We start from the raw sequence: 25,644 nt of genomic DNA on the forward strand, positions 1-25,644 counted from the left end.
GGGGTATTGAAGAAAATCACCCTGGTGGGCGGCCAATTTCCTACAATATTTGAAACATTTTCACGCTGTGTGAAAAGCCTGCTGAAATTATAGGATTCTCCCCCCAATTGATTTCAGGTTGATATGACTTCGTTCTCGGAGCCTCCCAGTACCTGGCCGTCCCGGCCGTTCTCCCGTCCTTGTGACGTTTCCCCCCTGTCTGACCAGTTGAGTACCTGCGCATGGAATGGCTAGCCGACCCCACGGCCTGGCTGGGCCTTGCCACGCTGATCGTGCTCGAACTGGTACTGGGTATCGACAACCTGGTGTTCATCGCCATCCTGGCCGACAAACTGCCGCCGCATCAGCGCGACCGTGCGCGGGTGATCGGCCTGTCGCTGGCGTTGATCATGCGCCTGGGCCTGCTGGCCAGTATTTCCTGGATGGTGACGCTGACGGCGCCGCTGTTCGAGGTGTTCGACAAGAGCTTCTCCGGGCGTGACCTGATCATGCTGTTCGGTGGTGTGTTCCTGCTGTTCAAGGCCACCATGGAGTTGCACGAGCGCCTTGAAGGGCATGTGGTCCAGGCTGGCGGCAACGCGCGCCATTCGGCGTTCTGGCCCATCGTGGCGCAGATCGTGGTACTTGATGCGGTGTTCTCGCTGGATGCGGTGATCACGGCGGTGGGCATGGTCGAGCACCTGTCGATCATGATGATCGCGGTGATCTTCTCCATCGGCATCATGATCGTTGCCAGCAAGCCGTTGACCCGCTTCGTCAACAATCACCCGACCGTGATCATGCTGTGTCTGGGCTTCTTGTTGATGATCGGCTTCAGCTTGACCGCAGAAGGCCTGGGTTTCCATATTCCCAAGGGCTACCTGTACGCGGCCATCGGCTTCTCGATCCTGCTCGAAAGCTTCAACCAACTGGCCCGTGCCCGCCGCAAGCGCAGCATGCAGCAGCACCGGCCGATGCGTGAGCGCACAGCCCACGCGGTCATGCGCATGCTTGGTGGCCGCCGGGTCGAGGCTGACGAAGTGGGCGAGGAGATCGCCGATCTGGTCGAGGGCGCAGAAGAGCAAGTGCTGTTCGACCGCCGTGAGCGAGTGATGATCAGTGGCGTGCTCAACCTGGCTGAGCGTCCGATCAAGACGCTGATGACGGTGCGTGCCAAAGTCGATGTCGTCGACCTGGCGCAGCCGCCCGAAGTCATTCGCAAGACGCTGATGCATTCGTCCTATTCGCGTCTGCCGGTGATTCGCGGGGGCCGCATCGAAGAGCCGCTGGGCTTCGTACACAAAAAGGAGCTGCTCAAGGAGCTCCTGGCCGGTAGCGAGCCCGACCTCGAAACCCTGGTGCGTGCACCGCTGAACCTGCTGGAGAGTTTCAGCATCCTCAATGCCCTGGAGCAGATGCGCAGTCAGTCGACTCACATCGCCTTTGTGGTCAACGAATTCGGTGACTTCACCGGCATCCTGACCATGACCGACATCCTCGAATCCATTGCCGGCGAGCTACCCGACGCCAGTGAGGTCGAGGGGCCGGGGATTGTCGAAGATGGCGAGGGCTATGTAGTCAGTGGCGCCCTGAACCTCAGTCAGGTCCAGGCGCGTATCGGCTTTGTGGCCAGGCCCACCGAGGATTACCAGACCGTTGCCGGGCTGGTCATGAGCTTGCTGGATCGCTTGCCGGTGGTGGGCGACAACCTGCAGTTCAATGACTGGCAGCTGGAGGTGGTCGCCGTGGAGGATCGACGGGTGCGCGAGGTGCGCCTCAGGCCGAACGCCGTTGCTGACGCAGCAGGTGCTTGACGCCTTCAAGGATCAGCACCAGCACTGCCAGCCAGATCGGCAAGTACGTCAGCCACTGGTCGGGACCGATGGTCTCGCCCAGTAGCAGGGCTACCCCGACCAGCAGCACCGGCTCCACATAGCTGAGCAGGCCGAACAGGCTGAACGCCAGCAGGCGGCTGGCCAGCACATAGCAGATCAGCGCCAGGGCGCTGATCACCCCAAGCAATGGAATCAGGCCGTACAGGGCAGGGTGTTCGGCCAGGTCCTGGGCGCTCATCGGCCCCTGGATCACGAAGTACAGCGCAGCCGGCACCAGCAGGCACATGTCTGCCCACAGGCCACCCAGGTGGTCGGTGCGGCATTTGCGGCGCAGGACGAAATACAGCGGATAGCCGATGGCGACCACCAGGATTTCCCAGGCGAAACTGCCGTGCTGGTACAGCTCGTGGCCCACGCCGGTGGCGGCGCAGGCAACGGCGATTTTTTGCAGGTGTGACAGGCGTTCGCCATAGACCAGACGCCCGGTCAGCACCATGGTAAGCGGCAGCAGGAAATACCCCAGCGACACTTCAAGGCTGCGCCCGTGCAGCGGCGCCCAGAGAAACAGCCAGAGCTGAACCCCCAACATCGACGAAGTGCCCAGCTGACCCAACAGCAACAGGGGGTTGTGGCGGATGCGTGCGAGCAAGCCGGTCACCAGGTTCCAGTCCTTGCTCAGCAGCAGGAAGACGGTCAGGCAGGGCAGCGTCAGCAGGGTACGCCAGCCAAACACTTCCTCGCCGTCAAGGGGCGTCATCAGCGAGGTGTAGAAGTACATCACGGCAAACAGGCACGAGGCCATAACCGATGAAACAATGCCTTTGGACACGAGGGCCTCTGTAGCAGGAATAAGGAGGGGGCGGTCAGCCGCCCATGGTCTCAGCTCCCGGCCTCAGGAGGCAATGTTGTGCAGCCGCACTTGCGCTTCGAGGGCCAGGATGAAGTCTGGGGCCGACATCGGCCGGGCGAACAGGTAGCCTTGCTGGAAGTCGACGTTGTGCTGGGCCAGGTAGTCACGCTGTGCTTCGTTTTCCACCCCTTCGGCCACGATCCCCAGGCCCAGCTTGCTCGACAGTTCAATGATGCTGTCCAGAATGTGCAGTGACAGGGCATCTACCCCGATCATGGCGACGAAACTCTGGTCGATCTTCAGGTAGTCGACCTGGAACTGACGCAGGTAGGCCAGGCTCGACTGGCCGGTACCGAAGTCGTCCAGGGCAATCATCACCCCCAGCTCATGAAGCTTGGCGAACAACGCCTGGGTGATGTCGGTCGGGATGATCAGCTTGCGCTCGGTCAGCTCCAGGGTGAGCAGGACCTGGCCCTTGGGAAACGCGGCAAGGAACTGCTGGCAATCATCGAACAGCGCCATGTCCTGGCAATGGTCGGCCGTGATGTTGATACCGATATGAAAGCCCTCGCCGAGCAGGTCGGCATAAGGCGCCAGCACCTGGGCGGTGTGCTGCATCAGCTGGCGAGTCATGGGCACGATCTGGCCAGTGTGTTCGGCATAGGGGATGAACAGGTCGGGACGCACCAGGCCTTCGCGTGGGTGCTGCCAGCGCATCAATACCTCGACGCCGGCCCAGCGGTAGTCGCCCTTGCGCACCACAGGCTGGAAGTAGGGGACGAACTCATTGGCTTCCAGCGCCCGTTGCAACTCTGCCCGCGAAGAGCCGGCGCGGCGCAGTTGCCAAAAGCAGGTGACCCCGGCAAGGGCGCCGAGCACCACCAGCAAGGCGAGCAGGGCCGGAAATTCGCTGCGCATCAGTTGGCCGACCTTGTCCGGGCCATAGCCACTGTGGATCGAGAACGGGTAGCGCGTCGATGTTATTTCTACCGGGGCGATGTCGGCCATCGGCGGCTGGCTGTCCTGCACCTGGCCGCTGCTATCCATCCAGTACCGACCCACTTGCAGCACCAGGCGGTTATCCGGGTCCAGCTGGCGCAGGACATTGAGCAAGTGTTCGCCGTCCACTGTGCTGATGGCGCCACGCTCACCCTCGTGGGCGCGGTACACCAGCAGGGGATGCCCCGGGGTGACCGAGTTGCCACTCATCAGCCAGAGCATGCCCTGGGTGTAGTCCGCAGCGTTGACCGGTTCGGTGAACGGGCCGAACAGCGAGCTGCAATACAGCTCGCCCTTGTACTCAAGGTTGGTGGAGCGTACGAAAGCGCGCCGGGTGACCTGGTCGCGCAGGGCGAGTTTTTCTTCCAGGCATGGCAGGCCGGCCAGGGGGAGCAGGTCCTTTGCCGCGGCCGAGATGTCGTCGAGGATGTGTTCGATCTGGTTCGCGGCATGCCGCGCGTTGCCTTCGCTTCGACTCAGCAGCTCTCGGTCGGCCTGCCAATGCATGACCAGCAAGCCGCAGACCAGGGGCAGCGCGCCCACCAGCCAGGGCAGCGCAATGCGCAAGGGGCGGCGGGGGCGGCGTTTTACCGAAAGGGGCATGGCGACTAACCTGAAAGAACAGACCAGTGCAGAGGATAGCCGTTCGTCGGCTTCGCGCTTGAACTTAAAGTGCGACAAATTGGATTACGCAATGTAGAATCACCTTACGCATACAATAATAAGGTTCCTCGCGCCTTGAGGAATCAACCCGCCGAGAATGGGTCCCTATGAAGTGTCTTGGGTTCAAGCTGATCTATGGTGACTACCTCGCACGCAGTGTGAGGGGCATCTCCTGCGCGCCGCCATCTTCGCTCGACATCGATAGCAAGTAATCACTGTTTTTAGCGCTTTGATGATGAGGTAACGAGTAATGGCTGACATCTTTGAAAACCCGATGGGCCTGATGGGCTTTGAGTTCATCGAGTTCGCATCGCCGACCCCTGGCGCCCTTGAGCCGATCTTCCAGATCATGGGCTTCACCAAGGTCGCGACCCACCGCTCCAAGGACGTACACCTGTACCGTCAGGGCGGTATCAACCTGATCCTGAACAACGAACCGAAAAGCATCGCCTCCTACTTTGCCGCCGAGCATGGCCCGTCGGTGTGTGGCATGGCCTTTCGCGTTCGCAACGCTCATCAAGCCTACGCTCGCGCCCTGGAACTCGGTGCCCAGCCGGTTGAAATCGAGACCGGCCCGATGGAGCTGCGCTTGCCGGCGATCAAGGGCATCGGCGGTGCGCCGCTGTACCTGATCGACCGTTTCGAGGAAGGCAGCTCGATCTACGATATCGACTTCAACTTCATCGAAGGCGTCGACCGTCATCCGGTGGGCGCGGGCCTGAAGATCATCGATCACCTGACCCACAACGTCTACCGCGGGCGCATGGCCTACTGGGCCGCGTTCTACGAGAAGCTGTTCAACTTCCGTGAAATCCGTTACTTCGACATCAAGGGCGAATACACCGGCCTGACCTCCAAGGCCATGACCGCACCCGACGGCATGATCCGTATCCCGCTGAACGAAGAGTCCTCCAAGGGCGCCGGGCAGATCGAAGAGTTCCTCATGCAGTTCAACGGCGAGGGCATCCAGCACGTGGCGTTTCTCACCGACGACCTGCTCAAGAGCTGGGATGCGCTGAAGAAGATGGGCATGCGCTTCATGACCGCGCCGCCAGAAACCTACTACGAGATGCTCGAAGGGCGCCTGCCAGGTCACGGCGAGCCGGTTGGCGAGCTGCAGGCCCGGGGCATTCTGCTCGACGGCTCTTCGCAGCCGGACGACAAGCGCCTGTTGCTGCAGATCTTCTCGGAAACCCTGATGGGGCCGGTATTCTTCGAGTTCATCCAACGCAAGGGCGATGATGGCTTCGGCGAAGGCAACTTCAAGGCCCTGTTCGAGTCGATCGAGCGCGACCAGGTACGCCGCGGTGTGTTGAACGCCGAGTAAGCGTCACGGTAAACAAAAAGGCCATTGAGGGTTTCCTCAATGGCCTTTTTTGTACCTCAGCGCAGGTGAGGGGCAGGGGCTCGTTTTCTCCTGAACATGGCCCAGTAGCCAGCGGCAGAGGTCATGATGCCCACCAGCAGCAGCGAGGGCAGCGTCGCCGTGATCGCCTGCAGTATGGCGCGCCGGGTATGGGTGTCCGGGTAGCCGGCATGCACGCTGTAACCGTATTGCCTGGAAACGACCTGCAGCGTGTCTTCTTCGTGATCCGGTGCCTGCTCCAATGTGCCGTTGCCAGTGGCCCAGACATACTGCGGGCCGAACTGCAGGATCAGCACCACCCCGTTCTGGAATCCCAGCAGCTCACGTTGCAGCACTTGAAGGTTGGCCAGCGCCAGCACGCCATAGGGGTATTCCTGCAGCCGATAGATCAGCACGCCGGTGTCAGGTGTGGCCTCTCGACTGAGGTCTACGCGCAGCCGTCTATCGAGAAAGGTGCCCGGATCGATATCCCATTGATAATCGCCGTACAGCGTGCTGCAAAACGCGCGGTTTTCCTTAACCAGCATCAGCGACCGGACATTGGGCTGCTGGATGGCGGTCTTGCGCAGTTCGGGGAGGGCCGCATCGCACGATTGCTGGGCCAGCACCAGTGCCTGGCTGCTGGTCGCATGCAGCGTACTCATGATGTGATCAATGGCGTAGATCGCTTCGCGTGCAGTCACTTCGATTGTTTCATCCTGCTTGCGGTCGACTTGCAGGGACAGCACCAGCAAGCCACAGGCAACAGGGGCCAGGCCAATCAACAGCGTTACAAGGAATTCGACCAGACTGCGGCCGGCGTAGGAGTGGGGAGCCATAAACGTTTCGCCTTCATGCCAGAGTGTAAGCCCTGAGCATAAAGTCGCGGACAATGGGCCGCCTGTAGGCACCATTGTCCGTCCTTGTAGTCTTTTTCTGCATAACGCTGTCGTCAGTTGCCCTTTGCTCCTGTCAGCGCTTTGATCACCAGGTTTGCCACGGCACCACCGGAGGCCGGGTTCTGGCCAGTGATCAGGCGGCCTTCCTTCTGGTCGGCAATGGCAAAGGACTGCCAGGGATCTTCTGCCTTGCGGTAAAGCCCGCCTCTGGCACCCAGCTCGGTTTCGGTCAGGTAGGGCACGACCTTGTCGAGTTCGGCCAGTTGCTCCTCGACGTTGGAGAAGCCGGTCACTTCGCGGTCCTTGACCAGCAACGTATTGTCGCTGAGCTTGATATTGAGCAGCCCGACGGCGCCATGGCACACCGAGGCCACCACACCGCCGGCCTCGAAGATCTTGCGCGCCAGCTCCTGCAGGCCGGTGTTCTCCGGAAAGTCCCAGATCACGCCATGACCGCCGGCATAGTAGATGGCCACATAGTCCTGAGCCTTGACCTGGCCGGGGCTCAAGGTGGTACCCAGGCGGTTCATGAACGCCTTGTCGTTGTACCAGGCCCAGTCAATATCCTGGGCCATGCTCAGGCTATGCGGGTCGATGGGTATGTAGCCGCCGGCCGGGCTGACGTAATCGACCTTGTAGCCCGCTTTTTCGACTTTCTCGACGAAGTGCACGGCTTCACCCAGCCACAGCCCGGTGGGGCGCTTGATCGTCGGGTATTTGGCCGTATTGGTCAGGACTACCAGCATTTTCTTGCTCATCACCAGGCTCCCTTCACTGGATCGGACCCGGTACGCCCGGATCACGGAGGAAAACCTCTACAGCATAGTAGTGACTGGCCCGGACGCCATTGCCGGGCGCTATGCTAGCCTTCACCCGTCCAACGTACCCACGCGAGAGTTGAACCACTATGAGCAACCCGGCAACGCAAACGGATGAATTCATGCAGGCGGCCATCGACGAAGCCCGTCAGGGACTGGCCGAAGGGGGCATCCCCATCGGCTCGGTGATCGTGCACCGGGGGCGCATCATCGGTCGCGGGCACAACCGCCGGGTGCAGTCCGGCAGCGCGATCCTGCATGGCGAAATGGACGCACTGGAGAATGCCGGTCGTCAGCCAGCCACGGTGTATGCCGAATCAACCCTGTACACCACCTTGTCGCCCTGTGCGATGTGCAGCGGCGCCATCCTGCTGTACGGCATCAAGCGGGTGATCGTGGGCGAGCACCAGACGTTCATGGGCGAGGAAGACCTGCTCAAGTCCCGGGGCGTCAGCCTTGAAGTCCAGCACAATGCGGCCTGCATCAGCATGATGAACGATTTCATTGCCGCCCGGCCCGAACTCTGGAACGAAGACATCGGCCGCTAGGGCCGGCACCCGGTGGGCGCGGTCAGCCGATGCTGCCCGACCGCGCCGCCCGGGAACGCTGGCTGGCCAGGCGCTCGAGCACCAGGTAGACCACACCCGCCACCATCAACGGCAATAGAAAGTACACCGCCCGGTAGCCGATCAGTGCTGCCAGCAGGGTGCCCTTGCTGAAGCTGCCTTGCAGCAGGGTAAGGAACACCGTTTCCAGCACACCCAGTCCCGCCGGAATATGGGTGATCACCCCAGCGATACTGCTGATCAACAGCACCGCCAGGATCGTCGGGTAACCGACCTTGTCCGGCAGCAGGCTGTACACCACCAACGCCATCAGCGCCCAGTTGCAGGCCCCCATCACGGCCTGCAGCGCCGCCATCCTCAGCGATGGCAAGGTGATCTCGTGGCCGCGCACTTGCCAGGTGCGGCGCCGGGCAAAGCGGCAGGCCAGCAGATAGGCCACGGCCACTACGAGCAACAGCGCACCGATCAGGCGCAGGCCATTGCTGCCGATCTCCAGCCCCGCAGGCAGGCGCGGCAAGCCGCAGACAAACAAGGTGCCGGCCAGGATCAAGTAACCGAGCCAGTTGGTGACAAGCCCCAGGCTGAGAATCCGGGTGATGGTGCTCACCGGCAGGCCAAGGCGCGAGTACAAGCGGTAACGCAAGGCAATGGCCCCCACCCAGGCGCTGAGGTTGAGGTTGAACGCATAGCACACGAAGGCCAGCGGCAGCACCTGGCGCGCCGGCAGCGAATGGCCGGTGTAGCGCCGGCCGATCAGGTCGAAGCTGCTGAACAGGGCAAAACTGCAGGCGCTGATCAGTACGGCCAGCGCCAGAGTCTGCCAGCGGTAGGCGACCAGGGCGTGGCGTACTTCCTGCCAGTCCAGGTTCCTGAGCAACGAGAACAGCAACACCGGCACAAGGATGAAAAAACCCAGGGTCAGGACCTTCCGGGCCCGTTGCCAGTGCTTGCTGTGCATGCTCATGTGGTCTTGCCTGCGGGTTGAGGGTTGGCGTGCAAGGCCCTGAGGCGCAGTACATGTGCGGGCAGCCAGCCGACCATGGCCGGGAAGTGGCGGATAAAGTGAAAGCTCAGGAAGATCAGCGGCGCACGCCACCAGTAACCGCGCAGGACACGCTGCAGGCTCACCGGCTTGCAGCGGTGCAGGCACAGCTCCTGCAAGTGTTCGTGCAGACGCTCATTGAGCGCCTGATCGCGAATCATCAGGTTGGCCTCAAGGTTCAACGACAAGCTCAAGGGGTCGAGGTTGCTTGAGCCCACCGTTGACCAGTGGCGGTCAATCAGGGCCACCTTGCCGTGTAAAGGGCGTTCGCAGTACTCGAAGATCCGCACGCCATCGCGCAGCAGGTAGTTGTACAGCAGCCGCGAACACAGACGCACCAGCGGCATGTCCGGCATGCCTTGCAGCACCAGGGTGACCTTGACCCCGCGTCGGGCGGCATTGCGCAGGGTGCGCAGCAGGCGATAGCCGGGGAAGAAATAGGCATTGGCAATGATGATGCGCTCGCGCGCGGCGCCAATGGCCTTGAGGTAATGGCGCTCGATGTCGTTGGGGTGGTCCAGGTTGTCGCGGATGCTCAAGGTCATGCTGGCCTGGTTGCTGTCGGCGGCCAGGGGCAGGGCACGCTGCCACCAGCGATGGCTGCGACGCCGCAACTGGGCGGATTCGGCCAGCAACGTCAGGGTGGCCTGGCGCAGGTCGGCCACGATGGGGCCGCGTACTTGCACGGCGTAGTCCTGCTTGGCCATGGGCCCGAAGTCGGCCAGGTGATCGGCGCTGTAGTTGATGCCGCCGACAAAGCCGACCTCGCCGTCGATCACCAGGATCTTGCGGTGCAAGCGACGGAACAGATTGGTGCGCATGCCCAGGCGTTTGGGGCGTGGATCGAATGCCAGCAACTGCACGCCGGCATCGTACAGGGCCTTGAGGTAATCGTGGCTGAGGTCGGCGGTGCCATAGCCATCCACCAGCATCTGCACCCGTACGCCACGGCGGGCGGCGTCGATCAGCAGCTGTTGCAGTTGGCGGCCAACCTTGTCTTCGAAAATGATGAAGGTTTCCAGCAGGATCTCTTCGCGCGCCTGCTCAATGGCGGCGAAGGCGCTGGGGAAGTAGTCCTCGCCATTGATCAGCAACTGGACCTGGTTATCGGTACGCCACTGTTCGCTCACCAGCGCACCTCCACGGCCAGCGGCAAGTGATCGGACAGGTGCGTCCAGGGCTTGCGGGCCATGACCTTGGGTGCATGGGCCCGGGCATTGCGCAGGTAGATTCGGTCCAGGCACAGCAGCGGCCAGCGCGCGGGAAAGCTGCGGGCCGGGCGCCCATAGGCCTGGGTGAAGACTTCATGCAGGCCGCAGCCTGCCAGGGCTGCATCGGCACGCTGGCGCCAGTCGTTGAAGTCGCCGGCAACAATCACCGGCGCCGCCGGGGGCAGGCTGTCGAGCAGCCGGCACAACAGGCGTAGCTGTTGCTGGCGCTGGCGTTCGTCGAGGCCCAGGTGCACGCAAATGGCATGAAGCTCCTTTGCGCCGGGCAATGTCAGCACCGAGTGCAGCAAGCCACGCTGCTCGCTGCCTTTGACACTCACATCCAGGTTGGTGTGGCGCAGGATCGGGTACTTGGACAGCAGGGCGTTGCCGTGCTCGCCATCGGGGTACACCGCATTGCGCCCGTAGGCGAACACGGGCCAGAGGCTGTCGGCGAGAAACTCGTATTGCGGTACATCCGACCAATTGCGGTGTCGGCGCCCGTGTTGGCGGTGGCTGCCAAGCACTTCCTGGAGAAACACCAGGTCAGCGTCCTCGCTGCGCACCGCTTCGCGCAGTTCGGGCAGTACATAGTGGCGGTTCAGGGCGCTGAACCCCTTGTGCACGTTTACCGTCAACACCCGCACATGGTCCACGGCGGGGGCCGCGGCCAGCGATCCTGTGGGCAGCGCCTGGCTCATGGCGCAGGCACCTTGCCCAGCATCTGCGCGACCTTGGCGGCCAGCTGGGAGAAGTCGAATGGCTTGCTGATCATCTGCATCCCGGGGTCCAGAAAACCGCCCCGGGCGAGGGCGTTCTCGGCGTAGCCGGTGATAAACAGCACCTTGAGACCCGGGCGCAACTTGCGGGCGATTTCGGCCAGTTGCCGTCCATTCATGCCCGGCAGGCCGACATCGCTGACCAGCAGCATCACCGCGGCATCGGAGCGCAACAGCGTCAGGGCGGCATTGGCCGTGCCCACGGCAACACAGGGGTAGCCGTGTTCCTCAAGGGCCTGCTGGACCAGTGCGCGCACCGTAGCGTCGTCTTCGACGATCAGCACGCTGCCGCTAGGGGGCTTGTTCACCGACGGCACCGGCGAGGGTTCGGCTGCTGCAGGCTGCGCTTCGTCAGGACGGGGCAGATAGAGATCGACCCGGGTGCCATGGCCAATCTGGCTGTGGAGGACGACGTGCCCCCGGGACTGTTTGCTGAAGCCGTACACCATCGACAGCCCCAGGCCTGTGCCCTGGCCGATGGGCTTGGTGGTGTAGAACGGATCAAAGGCGCGGTCCAGGGTGCTTTGCGGCATGCCAAAGCCGTTGTCGGCGATGCTCAGGCGTACGTAGTCACCGGCGCACAGGGCGTGGCCGCCAAACTGGGTGCCATCGAGGTGCTGATTGCTGGCCCTGATGGTCAATTCGCCGCCGTTGGGCATGGCATCGCGGGCGTTCTGCACCAAGTTGTTCATGACCTCCTGCAGCTGCAGCGCGTCGACCTGGACGGGCCAGATGTCTGGTGCATACTCGACCGACACGTCAATGTGCTGTTCCAGCAGTGGCGTGATCCGCTGGCGCTGGAGCAGATCGGGCAACTGCACCGGGTGGGCATCCAGGGACTGCCGACTGGAAAACGCCAGCAGGCTATGAGTCATGCTGGCGGCACGGCGCACGGCCTGTTGGCTCAGGTCAAGCAGCTTGGGCAACGCCTCGTAGCGGCCCTGCTGGACGCGTTTGCCGATCAGTTCGAGGCTCCCGCCGATGCCCGTCAGCAGGTTATTGAAGTCGTGGGCGACGCCGCCGGCCAACTGGCCGATGGCTTCCATCTTCTGGGCCTGGCGCAGGTAGTGCTCGTCTTCGCGCAACTGGCGCAACTGCTCTTCCACCCGGCTCTGCAGGCTGCTCAGCGCCAGCCCGTGACTGCGGGCCTGGTACTGGCGGCGGCGGGCGCGCAACGAGGAGTGGGTCAAGGCCAGCAACGAGCCAGGGTCGAACGGGCAGGGCAGCAAGAACAGGTTGCCCAGGGCGCTGTGGCTGTTCTGGGCGGGCGTTTGCAGGTCGTCGTGCTGGCCGGTCAGCAGGACCACGGGCAGGTCGGACCAGTCGGGCTGCTGGCCTATGTAGTGGTGCAGGGGCGATTGGGTGGTGCCATCCAGAACGCTGTCGGCAACGATGGCCAGCCCGGCACCCTGGCCCAGCGCAGTGCCCAGTTCGTCCATGGTTTGCGCGGCCAGGGCCTCGATACCCGCCTTGTCGAGCAGGTCCAAGGCCAACCGGCTCAGCCGGGCGGGTGCCAGGATCAGTGCACGTTCGCCGTAGGGCATTGAATCGGCCACAGGGATCTCCTTTGACAGGACACAGGCATCCACCGCGGTTGCGGTTATTGTCACTGCATGATCACTTGACCACGGGGGCGATGCGGGGGTTCAACCGAAATGCCCGATGGTGGTGGCTGCCTAGAGGCCTTGCTGCACCAGGGGGTCATCGGGGTTCAACTGCTCAAGCTGGGCCAGCAGGATCTGCACGTTCTGCAGTTGACCGGTCTCTTTCCAGTACTCGATGAGCAGCACGCGGGCTTTGCGGTTGGCCGGGTCGTGGACAAGGATGGTTTCCAGCTGCCGCTGCGCGGCATCCACTTGCTCCAGCTGATGCAGGCTGGTGGCCAGGGTGTAGCGGTAATCGTTGTTGTCGGGTTCAAGCTCCAGGGCGCGGGCGAAGGCCAGCAGGGCATATTCGTCCTGGCCGTGACGCAGCAGCCAGCGGCCAAGCTCGTGCTGCAGGAACGCCGAGTCCGGTCGTTGCTGCAACGCCTTGGCCAGCACCTGGCGCGAGGCGTCGGTCTGGTCCTGGCGCTCCAGCAGTTCTACCTGCATGGCCAGGGCCTCCAGGTTTTCAGGGTCCAGTTGCAGGGTGCGGTCCAGCGCGCGGGCAGCCTCCTGGTAACTGTTGTCGTGGAGGTAGAGGCGGGCCAGGTGAAGCTGCGCCGCGGCATCGTCGGGCTTTTCGGCCAGTTCGTGCTGGTAGCGCTCCAGGGTGTGTTGCAACGGGCCGAAGTACAGGCCGATCTCGTCCGGCCCCAGGCCCAGCAGGGCATCGACCACGGCAAAGCGCACACCTTGATCTTCATCGTCGAGCAACGGGCCCAGCACCAGGCTGCGCTGGGCCCCGGGCAGCATCGCCTGAATACTGGCGACAGCGGCGCGGCGCACCATCGGGTCGTCATGTTGCAAGTCGCGGCTGGCCAGCTTCAGCGCCAGTGGCGAGGGATAGTTCGGCAGCTCGGCATACAGGCTGGCCCGGCGAATGGCCGACAGATCGCTGCGCCCTAGCTGTTGATACAGCACCCTGGCTGCGCCCGGCTGGCCGTTGTGGGCCATGGCCAGCGCCTTGGTGTAGCTGTGCTTGAGAGCAGGAGTCGGCGCTGGCGTGTCGTCACGCCAGAAATACCCCCCAAGGCCCAGAATGACGAGCAGGGCCAGGCTGACGAAGGTGTATTGGCGTTGTTTCGACATGGATGGATCCGGGACACGCGGCGAGCAAAGGCGTCAGCTTGTGTCAGTGGGGGGCTGGCGTCAAATCGGTGGTGCGAACCGACGTAGCCGCTGCCGCCAGGCTGCGATCGGCCGCGAAGCGGTCGTAACCCTTACAAGCGACTGCTGTGCAGTCGATCGCAGCCTGGCGGCAGCGGCTACCACAGGCCATAAAAAAGGTTCTTCACGGAACTCCGGAGAGTGTGCTTTTGGTGTTGGTGTTGGTGTTGCGGGCTTATCCATTTCATGTGGTGACGCTGCCGGCCCCTTCCGCCTTTACGGCGGGTCCCTTTTGTCTTGGCAAAAGGAACCAAAACCGCTCGCTCCTGCATCCGGCCCTACGCTGCGCTCCGGGTCCCCTCGCTACGGTGTCCTCCAGGGGCCTCGCGGCCTACGACTTGCTGTGCCAAGTCTACGGCTCGCGACTTCGGCTACGCCGAAGGGTGCTACGCACCTGCCCCCTCCAGACACCTCCACTCGGCCTCCTGAAGTCGCGAAGTTACGGGCGGCGCCTGGGAGGACGCATCTTCGAGATCAAAGTCCACTGCCAACAGCCAGGTAGGAGCAGGCTCGGTGGGAGCGGGCTTGCCCCGCGATAGTCCCCTGAGCCGTGCACATCCAGCTGCAACGCTGAAGCGGGATTACCGGCAGGCATGAATTTGTCGGCAAAATTCAAAATCCATCGCGGGGCAAGCCCGCTCCCACCGACGGGTGATGCCCGCGGCCCGGCATGTTGTCGATCTCGGGGTAGGAGCGGGCTTGCCCCGCGATAGGCCCCTGAGCCGTGCACATCCAGCTGCAACGCCGAAGCGGGATCACCGGCAGGCATGAATCTGTCGGCAAGATTCAAAATCCATCGCGGGGCAAGCCCGCTCCCACCGACGGGTGATGCCCGCGGCCCGGCATGTTGTCGATCTCGGGGTAGGAGCGGGCTTGCCCCGCGATAGTCCCCTGAGCCGTGCACATCCAGCTGCAACGCTGAAGCGGGATCACCGGCAGGCATGGATCTGTCGGCAAGATTCAAGATCCATCGCGGGGCAAGCCCGCTCCCACAGATTGGGCCTGTTCCCACTGGCGGGAGCCCGCTTTTGATCTTGATCTTCATGCACGAACGTTCAGACGCCGCAGAGTGCGACTTCAGGAGGCCGAGTGGAGGTGCCTGTAGGGGCAGTGCGCAGCACCTTCGGCGTAGCCGAAGACGCGAGACGTAGACTTGGCGAAGCAAGTCGTAGGCCGCGTGGCCCCGGAGGGCGCCGGAAGGAGGGGACCCGGAGCGTAGCGCAGGGCCGTATGCAGGAGCGAGCGGTTTTGGTTCCTTTTGCCAAGACAAAAGGGACCCGCCGTAAGGGCGGAAGGGGCCGGCAGCCTCGCCGCATGGAACGGATAAACCCACAGTCGCAACACCAACACCAACACCAACACCAACACCAACACCAGAATCACACTCCCCAGGACTCAGTGAACAGCCCACAAAAAAGCCCCGCGAGCGGCAGCAGGCGGGGCAAAGGGCCGGTCAGAAACCAACCAAAGGAGGCGTTGAATCAGTTCACGGCAGCAACGCTTTCAGTCTGCCAGCCACCACCCAGAGCCTTGTAGATGGCGACGATGCCACGGTACAGGTCAACCTCGCCCTGGGCCTGGGCATCTTCGGCGCTCAGGCGTTCGCGTTCGGCATCGAGCAGCACCAGGTAATCCACCGTGCCTTCGCGGTAGCGGATCGAGGCGAGGTCGGCGGCCTTGCGGCTGGCTTCGCTCTGGCGCAGCAGGGCGAGCAGGCGTTGCTGGCGCTTGCTGTAGTCACTGAAGGCGTTTTCAGACTCTTCAAGGGCCAACAGCACCTGCTGCTCGTAATTGGCCAGCGCACCCTCGGCATCGGCATTGGCGCCCCGCAGGCGTGCGCGCACGCTGCCCAGGTCAAAGGCCGCCCAGGTAATGCTCGGGCCCAGGGCCCAGGCCTGGGCGGCAGACGAGCCCAGTTGCGAGCCACGGGCGGCGGTAAAGCCGAGGAACCCGCTCAGGCTCACCCGTGGGAACAGGTCGGCGGTGGCCACGCCAATGTTGGCGGTCGCTGCGGCCAGTTGGCGCTCGGCGCTGCGAATGTCCGGGCGGCGCTTGAGCAGTTCGCCCGGATCACCCACCGGCAGCGCCTTGGCGATGGCCGGCAGCTGCGCCGGCGACAGGTCGACGCCCAGGGCGTCGGGGCGCTGGCCCAGCAAGGTGGCGATCCGGTTGCGTGCCCGTACCTGTTCGGCCTGCAACTGCGGTACGGTGGCTTCCACTTCGGCCAGGCGTGCATCGGCGCGCACCACGTCGAGGTCATTGCCCACGCCGGCATCGCGCAGGGTTTCGGTGATGCCGCGCGAATCCTCCTGGGTCTTGAGGTTGGCCAGGGCGATTTTCTCGCGCAGCTGTGCGCCACGCAGTTGGCCGTAGGCATCCACCAGTTCGGCGATCAGGCTGACCTGCAGTTGTTGCAAGTCGGCCTGGGCCGCGTCCTGCTGGGCTTCACTGGCCTCCAGCTGGCGCTGGATGCGGCCGAACAGGTCCAGTTCCCAGGCCATGTCCAGGCCCAGGTCATAGCGCTCGCTATTGACCCGGTCCTCGGTCTGGCCCGGAACCTGGCCTTTGCCCAGGTCGCTGCTGACGCGGCTGGTGACGGTGGGCAGGGCATCGTTGCTGACGTCGTCGCGAATCGCCCGGGCGGCCTTGAGACGGGCAAAGGCCACACGCAGTTCACGGTTGCCCTGCAGCGACTGACTGACCAGTTGATTGAGCACCGGGTCGTCAAACTGCTTCCACCAGATGCTTTCAAAGCGACTGCGGTCGAAGGCGGTCTTGGCGGTCGGCTCATTGGCGGCGGTCAGTTGCGCCGCCGCGGTGTCCGGCGTCTTGTAGTCCGGGCCGACGGCGCAGGCCGCCAGCGCCAGGACCAGCAGGCTGGGCGCCATCAGTTTCAGGTGGTTCATGCGTGGCTCTCCAGCTTCAGCACACGGGCCGCCTTGCGGGCCTGGCTGCGTTCGACATAACGGCGGATCAGAACAAAGAACACAGGGGTCAGCAGCAGGCCGAAGAAGGTCACCCCGATCATCCCGGAGAACACCGCCACACCCATGGCGTGACGCATTTCGGCACCGGCGCCGGAGGAGAACACCAGCGGCACCACACCCATGATGAAGGCAATCGAGGTCATCAGGATCGGCCGCAGACGCAGGCGGCAGGCTTCCAGCACCGCAGCCAGCGGGTCGAGGCCCTCGGCCTGTTTGTCCTTGGCGAACTCGACAATCAGGATGGCGTTCTTGCACGCCAGCCCCACCAGTACGATCAAGCCGATCTGGGTGAAGATGTTGTTGTCACCGCCCGACAGGATCACCCCGGTAATCGCCGAGAGCAGGGTCATCGGCACAATCAGGATCACCGCCAGTGGCAGGCTCCAGCTTTCGTACTGGGCCGCGAGCACCAGGAAGGCCAGCAGTACGCAGAGGGGGAACACGAACAGCGCGGTGTTGCCGGAAAGGATCTGTTGGTAGGTCAGTTCCGTCCATTCAAAGGTCATGCCGTTGGGCAGTTCTTCCTTGAGCAGTTTCTCGATGGCCTTTTCCGCCTGGCCGGAGCTGTAGCCCGGGGCCGCGGCGCCGTTGATCTCGGCGGTGATAAAGCCGTTGTAGTGCATCACGCGGTCAGGCCCGGAGGTGTCGCTGACCTTGATGAAGGTCGCCAGCGGGATCATCTCGCCCTGATTGTTGCGCACTTTCAACTGGCCGATCTGCTCGGCTTCGAGGCGGAACTGCTGCTCGGCCTGGACGTTGACCTGGTAGGTGCGGCCAAAGCGGTTGAAGTCGTTGGTGTACAGCGAACCCAGGTAGATCTGCAGGGTGTCGAAGATATCGCTGATGGCCACGCCGTGGGTCTTGGCCTTTTCCCGGTCGATGGCGGCATCGACCTGCGGCACGTTGACCTGGTAACTGGTGAACAACCCGGCCAGCTCCGGCACGTTGTGGCTCTTGGCGATGATGTTCTGGGTTTCCTTGTACAGCGCTTCGTAACCCAGGTTGCCCCGGTCCTCGATCTGCAGGCGGAAACCACCGATGGTGCCCAGCCCCTGTACCGGCGGCGGCGGGAAGATGGCGATGTAGGCATCTTCGATATCGGCGAACTGTGCGTTCAGCGCGGCAGCAATGGCGGCGGCCGACTGGCTCGGGTCCTTGCGCTCATCGAACGGCTTGAGCGGGGTGAACACGATGCCGCTGTTCGGGCTGTTGGTGAAGCCGTTGATCGACAGGCCCGGGAAGGCCACCGAATCGGCCACGCCTGGCTGCTTGAGGGCGATCTCGCTCATCTTCTTGATCACCGCCTCGGTGCGATCGAGGCTGGCCGCGTCCGGCAACTGGGCGAAGGCCACCAGGTACTGCTTGTCTTGCGCAGGCACGAATCCGGTCGGCGTCGAGGAGAAGCCCAGCCAGGTCATGACAATCAGGCCGCCATACACGAACAGGGCAATGCCGCTGCTGCGGATGACCCGGCCGACGGTGCCGACATAACTGTGGCTGGCACGCTCGAAAAAGCGGTTGAACGGGCCGAACAACCAGCCACCGAACAGGCGCTCCAGCACACGGGAGAAGCGGTCCTTGGGCGCATGGTGTTCCTGCAGCAGCACCGCGGCCAGCGCAGGCGACAGGGTCAGGGAGTTGAAGGCCGAGATCACCGTCGAAATGGCGATGGTCAAGGCGAACTGCTTGTAGAACTGCCCGGTAAGGCCGGAGATGAACGCCGCCGGCACGAACACGGCGCACAGCACCAGCGCCGTGGCGATGATCGGCCCGGTCACTTCGCCCATGGCCTTTTGCGTAGCTTCCAGGGGTTTGAGCCCCAGGCCGATGTTACGCTCGACGTTCTCCACCACCACGATGGCGTCGTCCACCACGATGCCGATGGCCAGCACCAGGCCGAACAGCGACAGGGCGTTGAGCGAGAAGCCGAACAGGTGCATCACCGCGAAGGTGCCGATCAGCGAGACCGGTACCGCCACCAGCGGGATGATCGAGGCGCGCCAGGTCTGCAGGAACAGGATCACCACCAGCACTACCAGCACCAGGGCCTCGAACAGGGTGTGAACCACCGCCTCGATGGAGCCGCGCACGAACACGGTCGGGTCATAGACGATGCTGTAGTCCATGCCTTCGGGGAAGTCCTTCTTCAGCTCGGCCATTTTCGAGCGCACTTCATCGGAGATCTCGATGGCATTGGAGCCCGGGCGCTGGAAGATCGGGATGGCCACGGCCGGCTGGTTGTTGAGCAAGGAACGCAGGGCGTACTGGCTCGAGCCCAGCTCGACCCGGGCGATGTCTTTCAGGCGGGTAATCTCGCCATCGGCACCGGCGCGGATGATGATGTTCTCGAACTCTTCTTCACTGACCAGGCGGCCCTGGGTGTTCACCGACAGCTGGAAACTGGTGCTGCCGGGTGCGGGCGGGGCGCCGAGCTGGCCAGCGGCCACCTGGCGGTTCTGCTCGCGAATGGCGGCGACCACGTCGCTGGCGGTGAGGTTGCGCGATGCCGTCTTGTTCGGGTCCAGCCATACCCGCAGGGAGTAGTCGCCCATGCCGAACAGCTGCACATCGCCGACACCGCCCAGGCGCGCCAGCTCGTCCTTGATATTGAGGATCGCGTAGTTGGACAGGTAGAGCATGTCGTAGCGATTGTCCGGCGAGGTCAGGTGCACGACCATGGTCAGGTCGGGCGAGGCCTTGTCGACGGTGATACCGATCCGGGTGACCTCCTCGGGCAGCTTGGGCTGGGTCCGGGTCACGCGGTTCTGCACCTGTACCTGGGCGTTGTCCAGGTCGGTGCCCAGGGCGAAGGTGATGGTCAGGGTCAGCTTGCCGTCAGCGGTGGACTGGGAGGACATGTACAGCATGTTCTCCACGCCGGTGATGGCCTGCTCCAAAGGCGCCGCGACGGTTTCGCCGATCACCTTCGGGTTGGCCCCGGGGAAGTTGGCCCGCACCACGACGGTGGGCGGTACCACTTCCGGGTATTCGCTGATCGGCAGCTGGAACAGCGAGATGCTGCCGGCAATCAGGATCAACAGCGACAGCACCGCGGCGAAGATCGGCCGGGTAATAAAGAACTTGGAAAAATTCATCGGACCGATTCCTTAACCGCGCGGTGCCGAGGCACTGGCGAGCTTGACGGTGGCAGGGGCAGCAGACTTGCCCGGGTTGCTGGCTTCCAGCGCCTGGCGTTGTTGGGCGAGGGCGGCGATGGTCGCTTCGCTGGCCATCGGGGTGTCCTGCGGATCGACGGGCGAGCCTGGGCGTACACGCTGCAGGCCCTTGACCACGATGCGGTCCTCCTTGCTCAGGCCGCTGCGCACGATACGCAGGCCCTCAAGCTTGGGGCCCAGTTCGACGGCGCGGTATGCGGCGTTGTTGTCCTTGTCCATCACCAGCACGAACTTCTTGCCAAGGTCGGTGCCCACGGCTTCGTCGTTGATCAGCACGGCCGAGTAGGTCGCGCTGCCCACCAGCTTGAGGCGCGCATACAGGCCCGGGGTGAACTGGCCGTCACTGTTGTCGAACACCGCGCGGCCACGGATGGTGCCGGTCTTGGGGTTGACCTGGTTGTCGACGAAGTTCATCTGGCCCAGGTGCGGGTTGCCGGTTTCGTTGGACAGGCCGAGGTACACCGGGGTGCTCTGGCCGCGCTGGCCGTCGCGGGCCAGCTGGGTGTACTTGAGGTACACGCGCTCGTCGGCGTCGAAGTAGGCGTAGACCTTGTCGGTGGACACCACGCTGGTCAGCGGGGTGACGTCAGCGGTGACGATATTGCCGGCGGTGAACAGGGCACGGCTGACCTGGCCGCTGATCGGCGCGGTGACGCGGGTAAAGCTCAGGTTCAGGCGGGCCAGGTCCAGTTGTGCCTGGATCGCGGCGACACCGGCGCGGGCCTCGGCGGCGGCGCTGGTGCGCGACTCGGCCAGCTCGGCAGAGATGGCGTTGCTGGTGCGCAGGCGCTCACCGCGGCGTGCTTCGTTCTCACTGCGGCTGGCGGTGGCACGGGCTTGCTGCAACTGGGCTTCAAGGCGGCGGACCTCGGCCTGGAACGGACGCGGGTCGATCTGGAACAGCAGATCGCCTTTCTTCACCTGAGCGCCTTCGGTAAAGGCAACCAGGTCGACCTGGCCGGAGACCCGTGGGCGGACCTCGACCGTCTCGGGTGCCTCGAGGCGACCGGTGAACTCGTCCCATTCATTGATCGGTTGTTCCAGCACCTTGGCCACGCTGACCTTGGCCGCCGCCGGGGCCTGGACGGCCTCCGGGGTGCGACCACAGGCACTCATCACCAGTACTGCCAATAGAGCCAGGGGGTATCGCAAAGGTTTGAGTGACTGTTCCATGGGGTAATCCGCCAATTTATTGAGAATGGGCGGATTCTGCGATTTGTAACTATTAACAACGAATCGAACGGGGCGAAGGTAACTATCACTGGGAATGATAGGAAACGGAGTGGGGGAACCGGTGGGAGCGGGGGGCGATTTGAGTCGAGGGACGATTTCGCCGATGGGCCCGGTAGGAGCGGGCTTGCCCCGCGATCAAGGGTTCAGGCAACACCTGTTTTGTTGGCTGTACCGGCTTCTCGCGGGGCAAGCCCGCTCCTACCCCGCAGGGGGGCGATTTGAGTCGAGGGGGCGATTCCGCCGATGGGCCCGGTAGGAACGGGCTTGCCCCGCGATCAAGGGTTCAGGCAGCACCTGTTTTGTTGGCTGTACCGGCCTCTCGCGGGGCAAGCCCGCTCCTACTTGCACTCGGCCAGTACCACTTTGCAGGTGTGCGGCGTGCCGCCGGAGCGTCCGGCATAGCGGATGCAGTTGTTCAGTGATTTTTGTCGGGCGATGGACAGGCTGTTGCCCCAGGCCAGGCCGCCCTCGCCAGCACTGGGCACGGCTTTGGCGTAGCAGGCCGAACCTGTGTTGGCGGCCTGGTAGCGGGCCTTGGGTGATTTGCTGGAACACCCTGCCGTCAACGCCAGGCTGATGGCGAGCAGGGAGGGGATCAGCAGCGACGAGCCGCTGAAAGACGGGTGGGAAGTCATGATGTGTTCTCTTCGCAAGGCCCGTGGCTGCACAGGGTATTTCTCAGTGTAACTGCTCCATGCCGTCAGGCGAGCCCGGGCTGTTGCGTGCAGGCGTTCAGGTCTTCGAGGAACGCGCGCAGTATCGGTGGTGGCGATACGCCGCGTCGGGTGATGACGTCGAAGGGTGAAGTCAGGTCCAGCGCGCTGGCACCCAGGCGGCGCATTTCTCCGGTCTTGACCCACTGCTCGGCGAAATGCACGGGGAGAAAGCCGATGTAGGCACCCGAGATGATCAGGATCGCTGCCGCCTCGATGTTCTCGACGGTGGCTGCGGCCTTGGTCATCCCCAGTTGCTCCAGGTCGTACTCATGCATGTAGCCACGCACGACGATACGGCAGGCGCGAACCTCCTCGAGCAGTCGGCCGTTCGATGCCTTGCTCGCGTGCAGCGGATGGCGGCGGCCACAGTAGAGTCCCAGGGCTTCGTTGTAGAGGGGCAGGTAGGACAGCCCTGACACGCGCAGGGGGAAGTGACCGATGGCCAGGTGCAGGCGACCGTCCAGCACACGTTCCTCCAGCTCGGCGGGGGCACCGATGTAGATGTGCAGGTGGGCGTCGTGGCCGCGCGAGACAAAGCGCTGGGTGGTACGCGGCAGCGGCGAGTCGGGGTCGGTCAGGGTGGAGTCGATGATGCCCAGGTTGAGCTTGCCGCTGATGTGCTGCTTGAGCACGTCGGCGTCCAGGCAGAAGCTCTCGACCGCGCTGAGCAGGCGTACGGTGGCCTCATGGATGGCAACGCCTTGCTCGGTGAGGCGAAAGCCGCTGCGTCCGCGCTGGCAGAGCTTGACCCCCAGGCGGGTTTCCAGGTGCGTCATCTGTTCGCTGATCGTCGACTGACCGGCATTGAGGGCGGCCTGCGCCGCGGAAAAGCCACCGCACCTGACAATGGTGGTGAAAACCCTGAGCAGTTTCAGGTCGACATCGTGGAGCTGGATCACCATCGCCTCCCGACCGTGCGTCACATCGCGGCTGCTGATATGAACGCGCCGGTATTGTTGTTTTTTCCAAGCTAACACAGGGGCATGTGTGGTCCGCAATGCTTGGTGTCTGAAATTGCTCCCGGCCGCAGTACGGGCGTTTTGCCGGCCACCGACATCCGTACGAATACTTCGGGTTCGGCGATGTATGCATCTGCACTTGCGGATTTTTCCCTGCCTGGCCTGGCGCCATAGTGGCTGCAACGGCGGTCGAGCAGTCGCCCCGTCTCCTGACCAGAACAATAATGTGGAGAAACTCGAACATGGCAAAGCACGGTTATGAATCCGGCCGTCTGAACCTGCCCTTCGTGGGCCATTGCACCTTCGCCAAGTCACCCATTTGCACGGACTGGGCGGCCATCGACGCCGACGTGGCGATCCTTGGCGCACCCAACGACATGGGTACCCAATGGCGCTCAGGGGCACGTTTCGGACCACGCGGCATCCGCGAGGCATCGACGCTGTTCTCGTTCGGCCATGCCGGCGCCTACGACTTTGAAGATGACGCCACCTACCTGACCGATGACCAGTTGCGCATGGTCGATGTCGGCGATGCCGATATCGTCCACACCGACATGGCCACCAGCAACGCCAATATCGAGGCGGCCGTGCGCCAGATCCTCGCGGCAGGTGCCATGCCGGTGGTCCTGGGCGGTGACCACTCGATCCACGCACCGGTGATCAAGGCCTTTGAAGGGCGCGGGCCGATCCACATCGTGCATTTCGATGCTCACCTGGACTTCGTCGATGAGCGTCACGGGGTCCGCTACGGTCACGGCAGCCCGCTGCGCCGCGCTTCGGAGCTGGATCACATCGTCGGCATGACCCAGATGGGCATCCGCAACGTGTCTTCCTCCAACCGCGACGACTACGATGCTGCCCGCGACGCCGGGTCGCAGATTCTCTCGGTGCGCGACGTACGGCGCCTGGGCTGCGAAGGGGTGATGGCGAAAATCCCCGAGGACCGTGATTATTACATCACCATCGACATCGACGGTTTCGACCCGTCCATTGCCCCCGGCACGGGGACCCCGAGTCATGGCGGTTTCTTCTACTACGAAGTGCTGGAAATCATCCAGGCGCTGGCCCGGCGCAGCAAGGGCCGGATCGTCGGCATGGACCTGGTGGAAGTGGCGCCGGCCTATGACCCGGCCGGTGTCACCTCGATCCTCGCCGCGCAATTGCTGATGAACAGTATCGGCTTCATCTTCCACGCGCGCGCCAACGCTCGCTGATCCGGAGAATCCCAGTGGACAACAAGGTAAAAGCCTACCTGCAGGCCTTCGGCGTCAGCGAGGCGACCCAGCGCTTTCTCTCCAAGCCCCAGCGCATGTTCATCGGTGGTGCCTGGCTCGAGGCCAGCGACGGCGCCAGCGCCGAGGTCATCGAGCCCTCCACCGAGGGGGTGTTGACCCGTATCCCGATGGGGACCTGCGAAGACCTCGACCGCGCGGTGCACGCCGCCCGGGCACAGTTCGACGGCGGCCCCTGGAGCCAGCTCAAGCCGCTGGAGCGCGAGCGTCTGATTCATCGCCTGGCGGATTTGATCGACGCCAATGCCGAGGAACTTGCGCAAATCGAATCCATCGACATGGGCAAGTCGGTCGCCCAGGCCCGTGCCGTGGATATCCAGGGCACCATCGACACACTGCGCTACTTCGCCGGGTGGGCCAGCAAGATCCACGGCCGCACCGTCGAACCCTCGCTGCCAGGCAACTACCTGGCCTACACCCGCAAAGAGGCCGTGGGTGTGGTCGGGGCTATCGTGCCCTGGAACTTCCCGCTGCAGACCATGGCCTGGAAGCTCGGTGCGGCCCTGGCGACCGGCTGCACGGTAGTGGTCAAGCCGGCCGAGCTGACCTCGCTGTCTGCCCTGCGTTTTGCCGAGCTGGTCCAGGAGGCAGGGATTCCCGACGGCGTGCTGAACATTGTCACCGGGCGCGGCAGTGTGGTGGGCACGGCGATGTCCAGCCACCCGGGCATCGACAAGCTGAGCTTTACCGGCTCCACGCCAGTGGGTTGCTCGGTGGGCAAGGCGGCCATGGACCAGATGAAACGCCTGACGCTCGAGCTGGGCGGCAAGTCGCCGGTGATCGTGTTCGCCGATGCCGATATCGAGGCGGCGGCCGAGGCGGTTGCCAACGGCGTATTCTTCAACTCCGGACAGGTGTGCGATGCGGGGACCCGCGCCTATGTCGAGCGCAGTATCTATCCCGCATTCCTCGAGGCGCTGGCCAGGTACACGGCCACCCTGAAGATTGCCCCGGGCCTGGACCCGGACTGTTTCATCAGCCCCATGGTGTCGCGTCAGCAACAGCAGCGGGTGCTGGAATACATCGCCGTGGGCAAGGCCGAAGGGGCGCAGCTGTATTACGGCGGCGAACCGATCGAGGGCCCTGGCTTCTTCGTGCAACCGACGATCTTCGCGCACTGCAACAACGCCATGCGTATCGTGCGCGAAGAAATTTTCGGGCCGGTACTGGTAACCATGCCTTTCGATAGCCAGGAGCAGGCGCTGGCCCTGGCCAACGATTCCGCGTTCGGCCTGGCGGCGGCGATTTACTCCAATGACCTGGGCAAGGTCCACGGCTTGATTCCGCAGTTGCGGGCCGGGACCGTCTACGTCAATGCCCACAGCACCCTGGACCCCTCCATGCCGTTCGGTGGCTACAAGCAATCGGGCTATGGCAAGGACATGGGCGCCGAACAACTGGAGTTTTTGCTGGAGACCAAGGCGGTCTGGATCACCTTGCCCTGAGGAACAGGGCAAACCTGCGTCGCTGATGGTTGGCGGGCGGCGC

At 63.5% G+C, this 25,644-nt stretch carries 20 protein-coding genes; 6 read left to right on the top strand and 14 right to left on the bottom strand.

Annotated features, from left to right (window positions below; genetic code table 11):
* Window positions 1-221: 221 nt before the first annotated feature.
* Window positions 222-1,793, top strand: a complete 1,572-nt coding sequence (locus tag U9R80_RS11965) for a TerC family protein (protein ID WP_301840606.1) — start codon at window positions 222-224, stop codon at window positions 1,791-1,793.
* On the opposite strand, the gene rarD is transcribed toward U9R80_RS11965, so the two are convergent.
* On the bottom strand, window positions 1,756-2,643 hold the full coding sequence (gene rarD, locus U9R80_RS11970) for an EamA family transporter RarD (RefSeq protein ID WP_301840609.1): 888 nt from the start codon (window positions 2,641-2,643) through the stop codon (window positions 1,756-1,758). The genes U9R80_RS11965 and rarD overlap by 38 nt on opposite strands.
* Before the next feature lie 63 nt (window positions 2,644-2,706).
* Window positions 2,707-4,266 (bottom strand): cyclic diguanylate phosphodiesterase, encoded by a 1,560-nt coding sequence (locus U9R80_RS11975; RefSeq protein ID WP_301840610.1) that lies wholly within the window; start codon window positions 4,264-4,266, stop codon window positions 2,707-2,709.
* Between the two features lie 310 nt (window positions 4,267-4,576).
* On the opposite strand from U9R80_RS11975, the gene hppD reads away from it, so the two are divergent.
* On the top strand, window positions 4,577-5,653 hold the full coding sequence (gene hppD, locus U9R80_RS11980) for a 4-hydroxyphenylpyruvate dioxygenase (RefSeq protein ID WP_028946128.1): 1,077 nt from the start codon (window positions 4,577-4,579) through the stop codon (window positions 5,651-5,653).
* 56 nt (window positions 5,654-5,709) lie between these two features.
* Here the strand turns inward: hppD and U9R80_RS11985 are convergent, their stop codons facing one another.
* Entirely contained in the window at window positions 5,710-6,510 is an 801-nt protein-coding gene (locus U9R80_RS11985; protein WP_301840611.1) for a CSS-motif domain-containing protein, read from the bottom strand.
* A 113-nt stretch (window positions 6,511-6,623) separates the two neighbouring features.
* Window positions 6,624-7,328 carry a type 1 glutamine amidotransferase domain-containing protein gene (locus U9R80_RS11990; RefSeq protein ID WP_301840612.1) on the bottom strand — a complete coding sequence of 235 codons (705 nt, stop codon included), beginning with the start codon at window positions 7,326-7,328 and terminating at the stop codon, window positions 6,624-6,626.
* Between the two features lie 149 nt (window positions 7,329-7,477).
* On the opposite strand from U9R80_RS11990, the gene U9R80_RS11995 reads away from it, so the two are divergent.
* A complete protein-coding gene (locus tag U9R80_RS11995; protein ID WP_301840614.1) occupies window positions 7,478-7,936 on the top strand; it encodes a nucleoside deaminase in 459 nt (152 codons plus the stop codon).
* Between the two features lie 22 nt (window positions 7,937-7,958).
* On the opposite strand, the gene U9R80_RS12000 is transcribed toward U9R80_RS11995, so the two are convergent.
* From U9R80_RS12000 to U9R80_RS12045, 10 genes are all read right to left on the bottom strand, one after another.
* Window positions 7,959-8,918, bottom strand: coding sequence for a lysylphosphatidylglycerol synthase domain-containing protein (locus U9R80_RS12000; RefSeq protein ID WP_301840616.1), 960 nt, complete (start codon window positions 8,916-8,918; stop codon window positions 7,959-7,961).
* Window positions 8,915-10,126 carry a cardiolipin synthase ClsB gene (gene clsB / locus U9R80_RS12005; protein ID WP_301840618.1) on the bottom strand — a complete coding sequence of 404 codons (1,212 nt, stop codon included), beginning with the start codon at window positions 10,124-10,126 and terminating at the stop codon, window positions 8,915-8,917. Before clsB ends, U9R80_RS12000 begins: the two co-directional genes overlap by 4 nt.
* Window positions 10,123-10,905, bottom strand: a complete 783-nt coding sequence (locus tag U9R80_RS12010; protein ID WP_301840620.1) for an endonuclease/exonuclease/phosphatase family protein — start codon at window positions 10,903-10,905, stop codon at window positions 10,123-10,125. The genes clsB and U9R80_RS12010 overlap by 4 nt, the downstream gene beginning before the upstream one ends.
* On the bottom strand, window positions 10,902-12,539 hold the full coding sequence (locus U9R80_RS12015; RefSeq protein ID WP_301840621.1) for an ATP-binding protein: 1,638 nt from the start codon (window positions 12,537-12,539) through the stop codon (window positions 10,902-10,904). Before U9R80_RS12015 ends, U9R80_RS12010 begins: the two co-directional genes overlap by 4 nt.
* A gap of 120 nt (window positions 12,540-12,659) precedes the next feature.
* The gene (locus U9R80_RS12020; protein ID WP_301840622.1) at window positions 12,660-13,715 is read right to left on the bottom strand and encodes a tetratricopeptide repeat protein; all 1,056 of its coding nucleotides are present in this window, start codon (window positions 13,713-13,715) and stop codon (window positions 12,660-12,662) included.
* A 1,559-nt stretch (window positions 13,716-15,274) separates the two neighbouring features.
* A complete protein-coding gene (locus U9R80_RS12025) occupies window positions 15,275-16,699 on the bottom strand; it encodes an efflux transporter outer membrane subunit (protein WP_301843001.1) in 1,425 nt (474 codons plus the stop codon).
* Complete coding sequence (locus U9R80_RS12030) at window positions 16,696-19,875, bottom strand: efflux RND transporter permease subunit (protein WP_301843002.1); 3,180 nt, start codon at window positions 19,873-19,875, stop codon at window positions 16,696-16,698. The genes U9R80_RS12025 and U9R80_RS12030 overlap by 4 nt, the downstream gene beginning before the upstream one ends.
* A 12-nt stretch (window positions 19,876-19,887) precedes the next feature.
* Entirely contained in the window at window positions 19,888-21,129 is a 1,242-nt protein-coding gene (mexE, locus tag U9R80_RS12035) for a multidrug efflux RND transporter periplasmic adaptor subunit MexE (protein WP_301843003.1), read from the bottom strand.
* 398 nt (window positions 21,130-21,527) lie between these two features.
* A complete protein-coding gene (locus U9R80_RS12040; RefSeq protein ID WP_301843004.1) occupies window positions 21,528-21,824 on the bottom strand; it encodes a hypothetical protein in 297 nt (98 codons plus the stop codon).
* Between the two features lie 65 nt (window positions 21,825-21,889).
* Window positions 21,890-22,753, bottom strand: a complete 864-nt coding sequence (locus U9R80_RS12045) for a LysR family transcriptional regulator (protein WP_324805220.1) — start codon at window positions 22,751-22,753, stop codon at window positions 21,890-21,892.
* Here U9R80_RS12045 and U9R80_RS12050 point away from each other — a divergent pair.
* The 3 genes from U9R80_RS12050 (at window position 22,673) to U9R80_RS12060 (ending at window position 25,601) form a co-directional block, all read left to right on the top strand.
* Window positions 22,673-22,879: a hypothetical protein gene (locus tag U9R80_RS12050; RefSeq protein ID WP_324805290.1), complete on the top strand. Its 207-nt coding sequence runs from the start codon at window positions 22,673-22,675 to the stop codon at window positions 22,877-22,879. The genes U9R80_RS12045 and U9R80_RS12050 overlap by 81 nt on opposite strands.
* A gap of 227 nt (window positions 22,880-23,106) precedes the next feature.
* The gene (gene speB / locus U9R80_RS12055; protein ID WP_301843006.1) at window positions 23,107-24,078 is read left to right on the top strand and encodes an agmatinase; all 972 of its coding nucleotides are present in this window, start codon (window positions 23,107-23,109) and stop codon (window positions 24,076-24,078) included.
* Between the two features lie 14 nt (window positions 24,079-24,092).
* Window positions 24,093-25,601, top strand: a complete 1,509-nt coding sequence (locus tag U9R80_RS12060) for an aldehyde dehydrogenase family protein (RefSeq protein ID WP_301843007.1) — start codon at window positions 24,093-24,095, stop codon at window positions 25,599-25,601.
* The last annotated feature ends 43 nt before the right edge of the window (window positions 25,602-25,644 follow it).

Source organism: Pseudomonas sp. JQ170C (assembly GCF_035581345.1).
Lineage (GTDB): Bacteria > Pseudomonadota > Gammaproteobacteria > Pseudomonadales > Pseudomonadaceae > Aquipseudomonas.

Bases quoted from the DNA above. Each gene is read 5' to 3' on its own strand.
- U9R80_RS11990 (WP_301840612.1), bottom strand. From the start codon at position 7,328: ATGAGCAAGAAAATGCTGGTAGTCCTGACCAATACGGCCAAATACCCG.
- U9R80_RS12025 (WP_301843001.1), bottom strand. From the start codon at position 16,699: ATGAACCACCTGAAACTGATGGCGCCCAGCCTGCTGGTCCTGGCGCTG.
- U9R80_RS11985 (WP_301840611.1), bottom strand. From the start codon at position 6,510: ATGGCTCCCCACTCCTACGCCGGCCGCAGTCTGGTCGAATTCCTTGTA.
- U9R80_RS12010 (WP_301840620.1), bottom strand. From the start codon at position 10,905: ATGAGCCAGGCGCTGCCCACAGGATCGCTGGCCGCGGCCCCCGCCGTG.
- mexE (WP_301843003.1), bottom strand. From the start codon at position 21,129: ATGGAACAGTCACTCAAACCTTTGCGATACCCCCTGGCTCTATTGGCA.
- U9R80_RS12030 (WP_301843002.1), bottom strand. From the start codon at position 19,875: ATGAATTTTTCCAAGTTCTTTATTACCCGGCCGATCTTCGCCGCGGTG.
- U9R80_RS11995 (WP_301840614.1), top strand. From the start codon at position 7,478: ATGAGCAACCCGGCAACGCAAACGGATGAATTCATGCAGGCGGCCATC.
- U9R80_RS11965 (WP_301840606.1), top strand. From the start codon at position 222: ATGGAATGGCTAGCCGACCCCACGGCCTGGCTGGGCCTTGCCACGCTG.
- speB (WP_301843006.1), top strand. From the start codon at position 23,107: ATGGCAAAGCACGGTTATGAATCCGGCCGTCTGAACCTGCCCTTCGTG.
- hppD (WP_028946128.1), top strand. From the start codon at position 4,577: ATGGCTGACATCTTTGAAAACCCGATGGGCCTGATGGGCTTTGAGTTC.
- U9R80_RS12000 (WP_301840616.1), bottom strand. From the start codon at position 8,918: ATGAGCATGCACAGCAAGCACTGGCAACGGGCCCGGAAGGTCCTGACC.
- U9R80_RS11975 (WP_301840610.1), bottom strand. From the start codon at position 4,266: ATGCCCCTTTCGGTAAAACGCCGCCCCCGCCGCCCCTTGCGCATTGCG.
- U9R80_RS12040 (WP_301843004.1), bottom strand. From the start codon at position 21,824: ATGACTTCCCACCCGTCTTTCAGCGGCTCGTCGCTGCTGATCCCCTCC.
- U9R80_RS12020 (WP_301840622.1), bottom strand. From the start codon at position 13,715: ATGTCGAAACAACGCCAATACACCTTCGTCAGCCTGGCCCTGCTCGTC.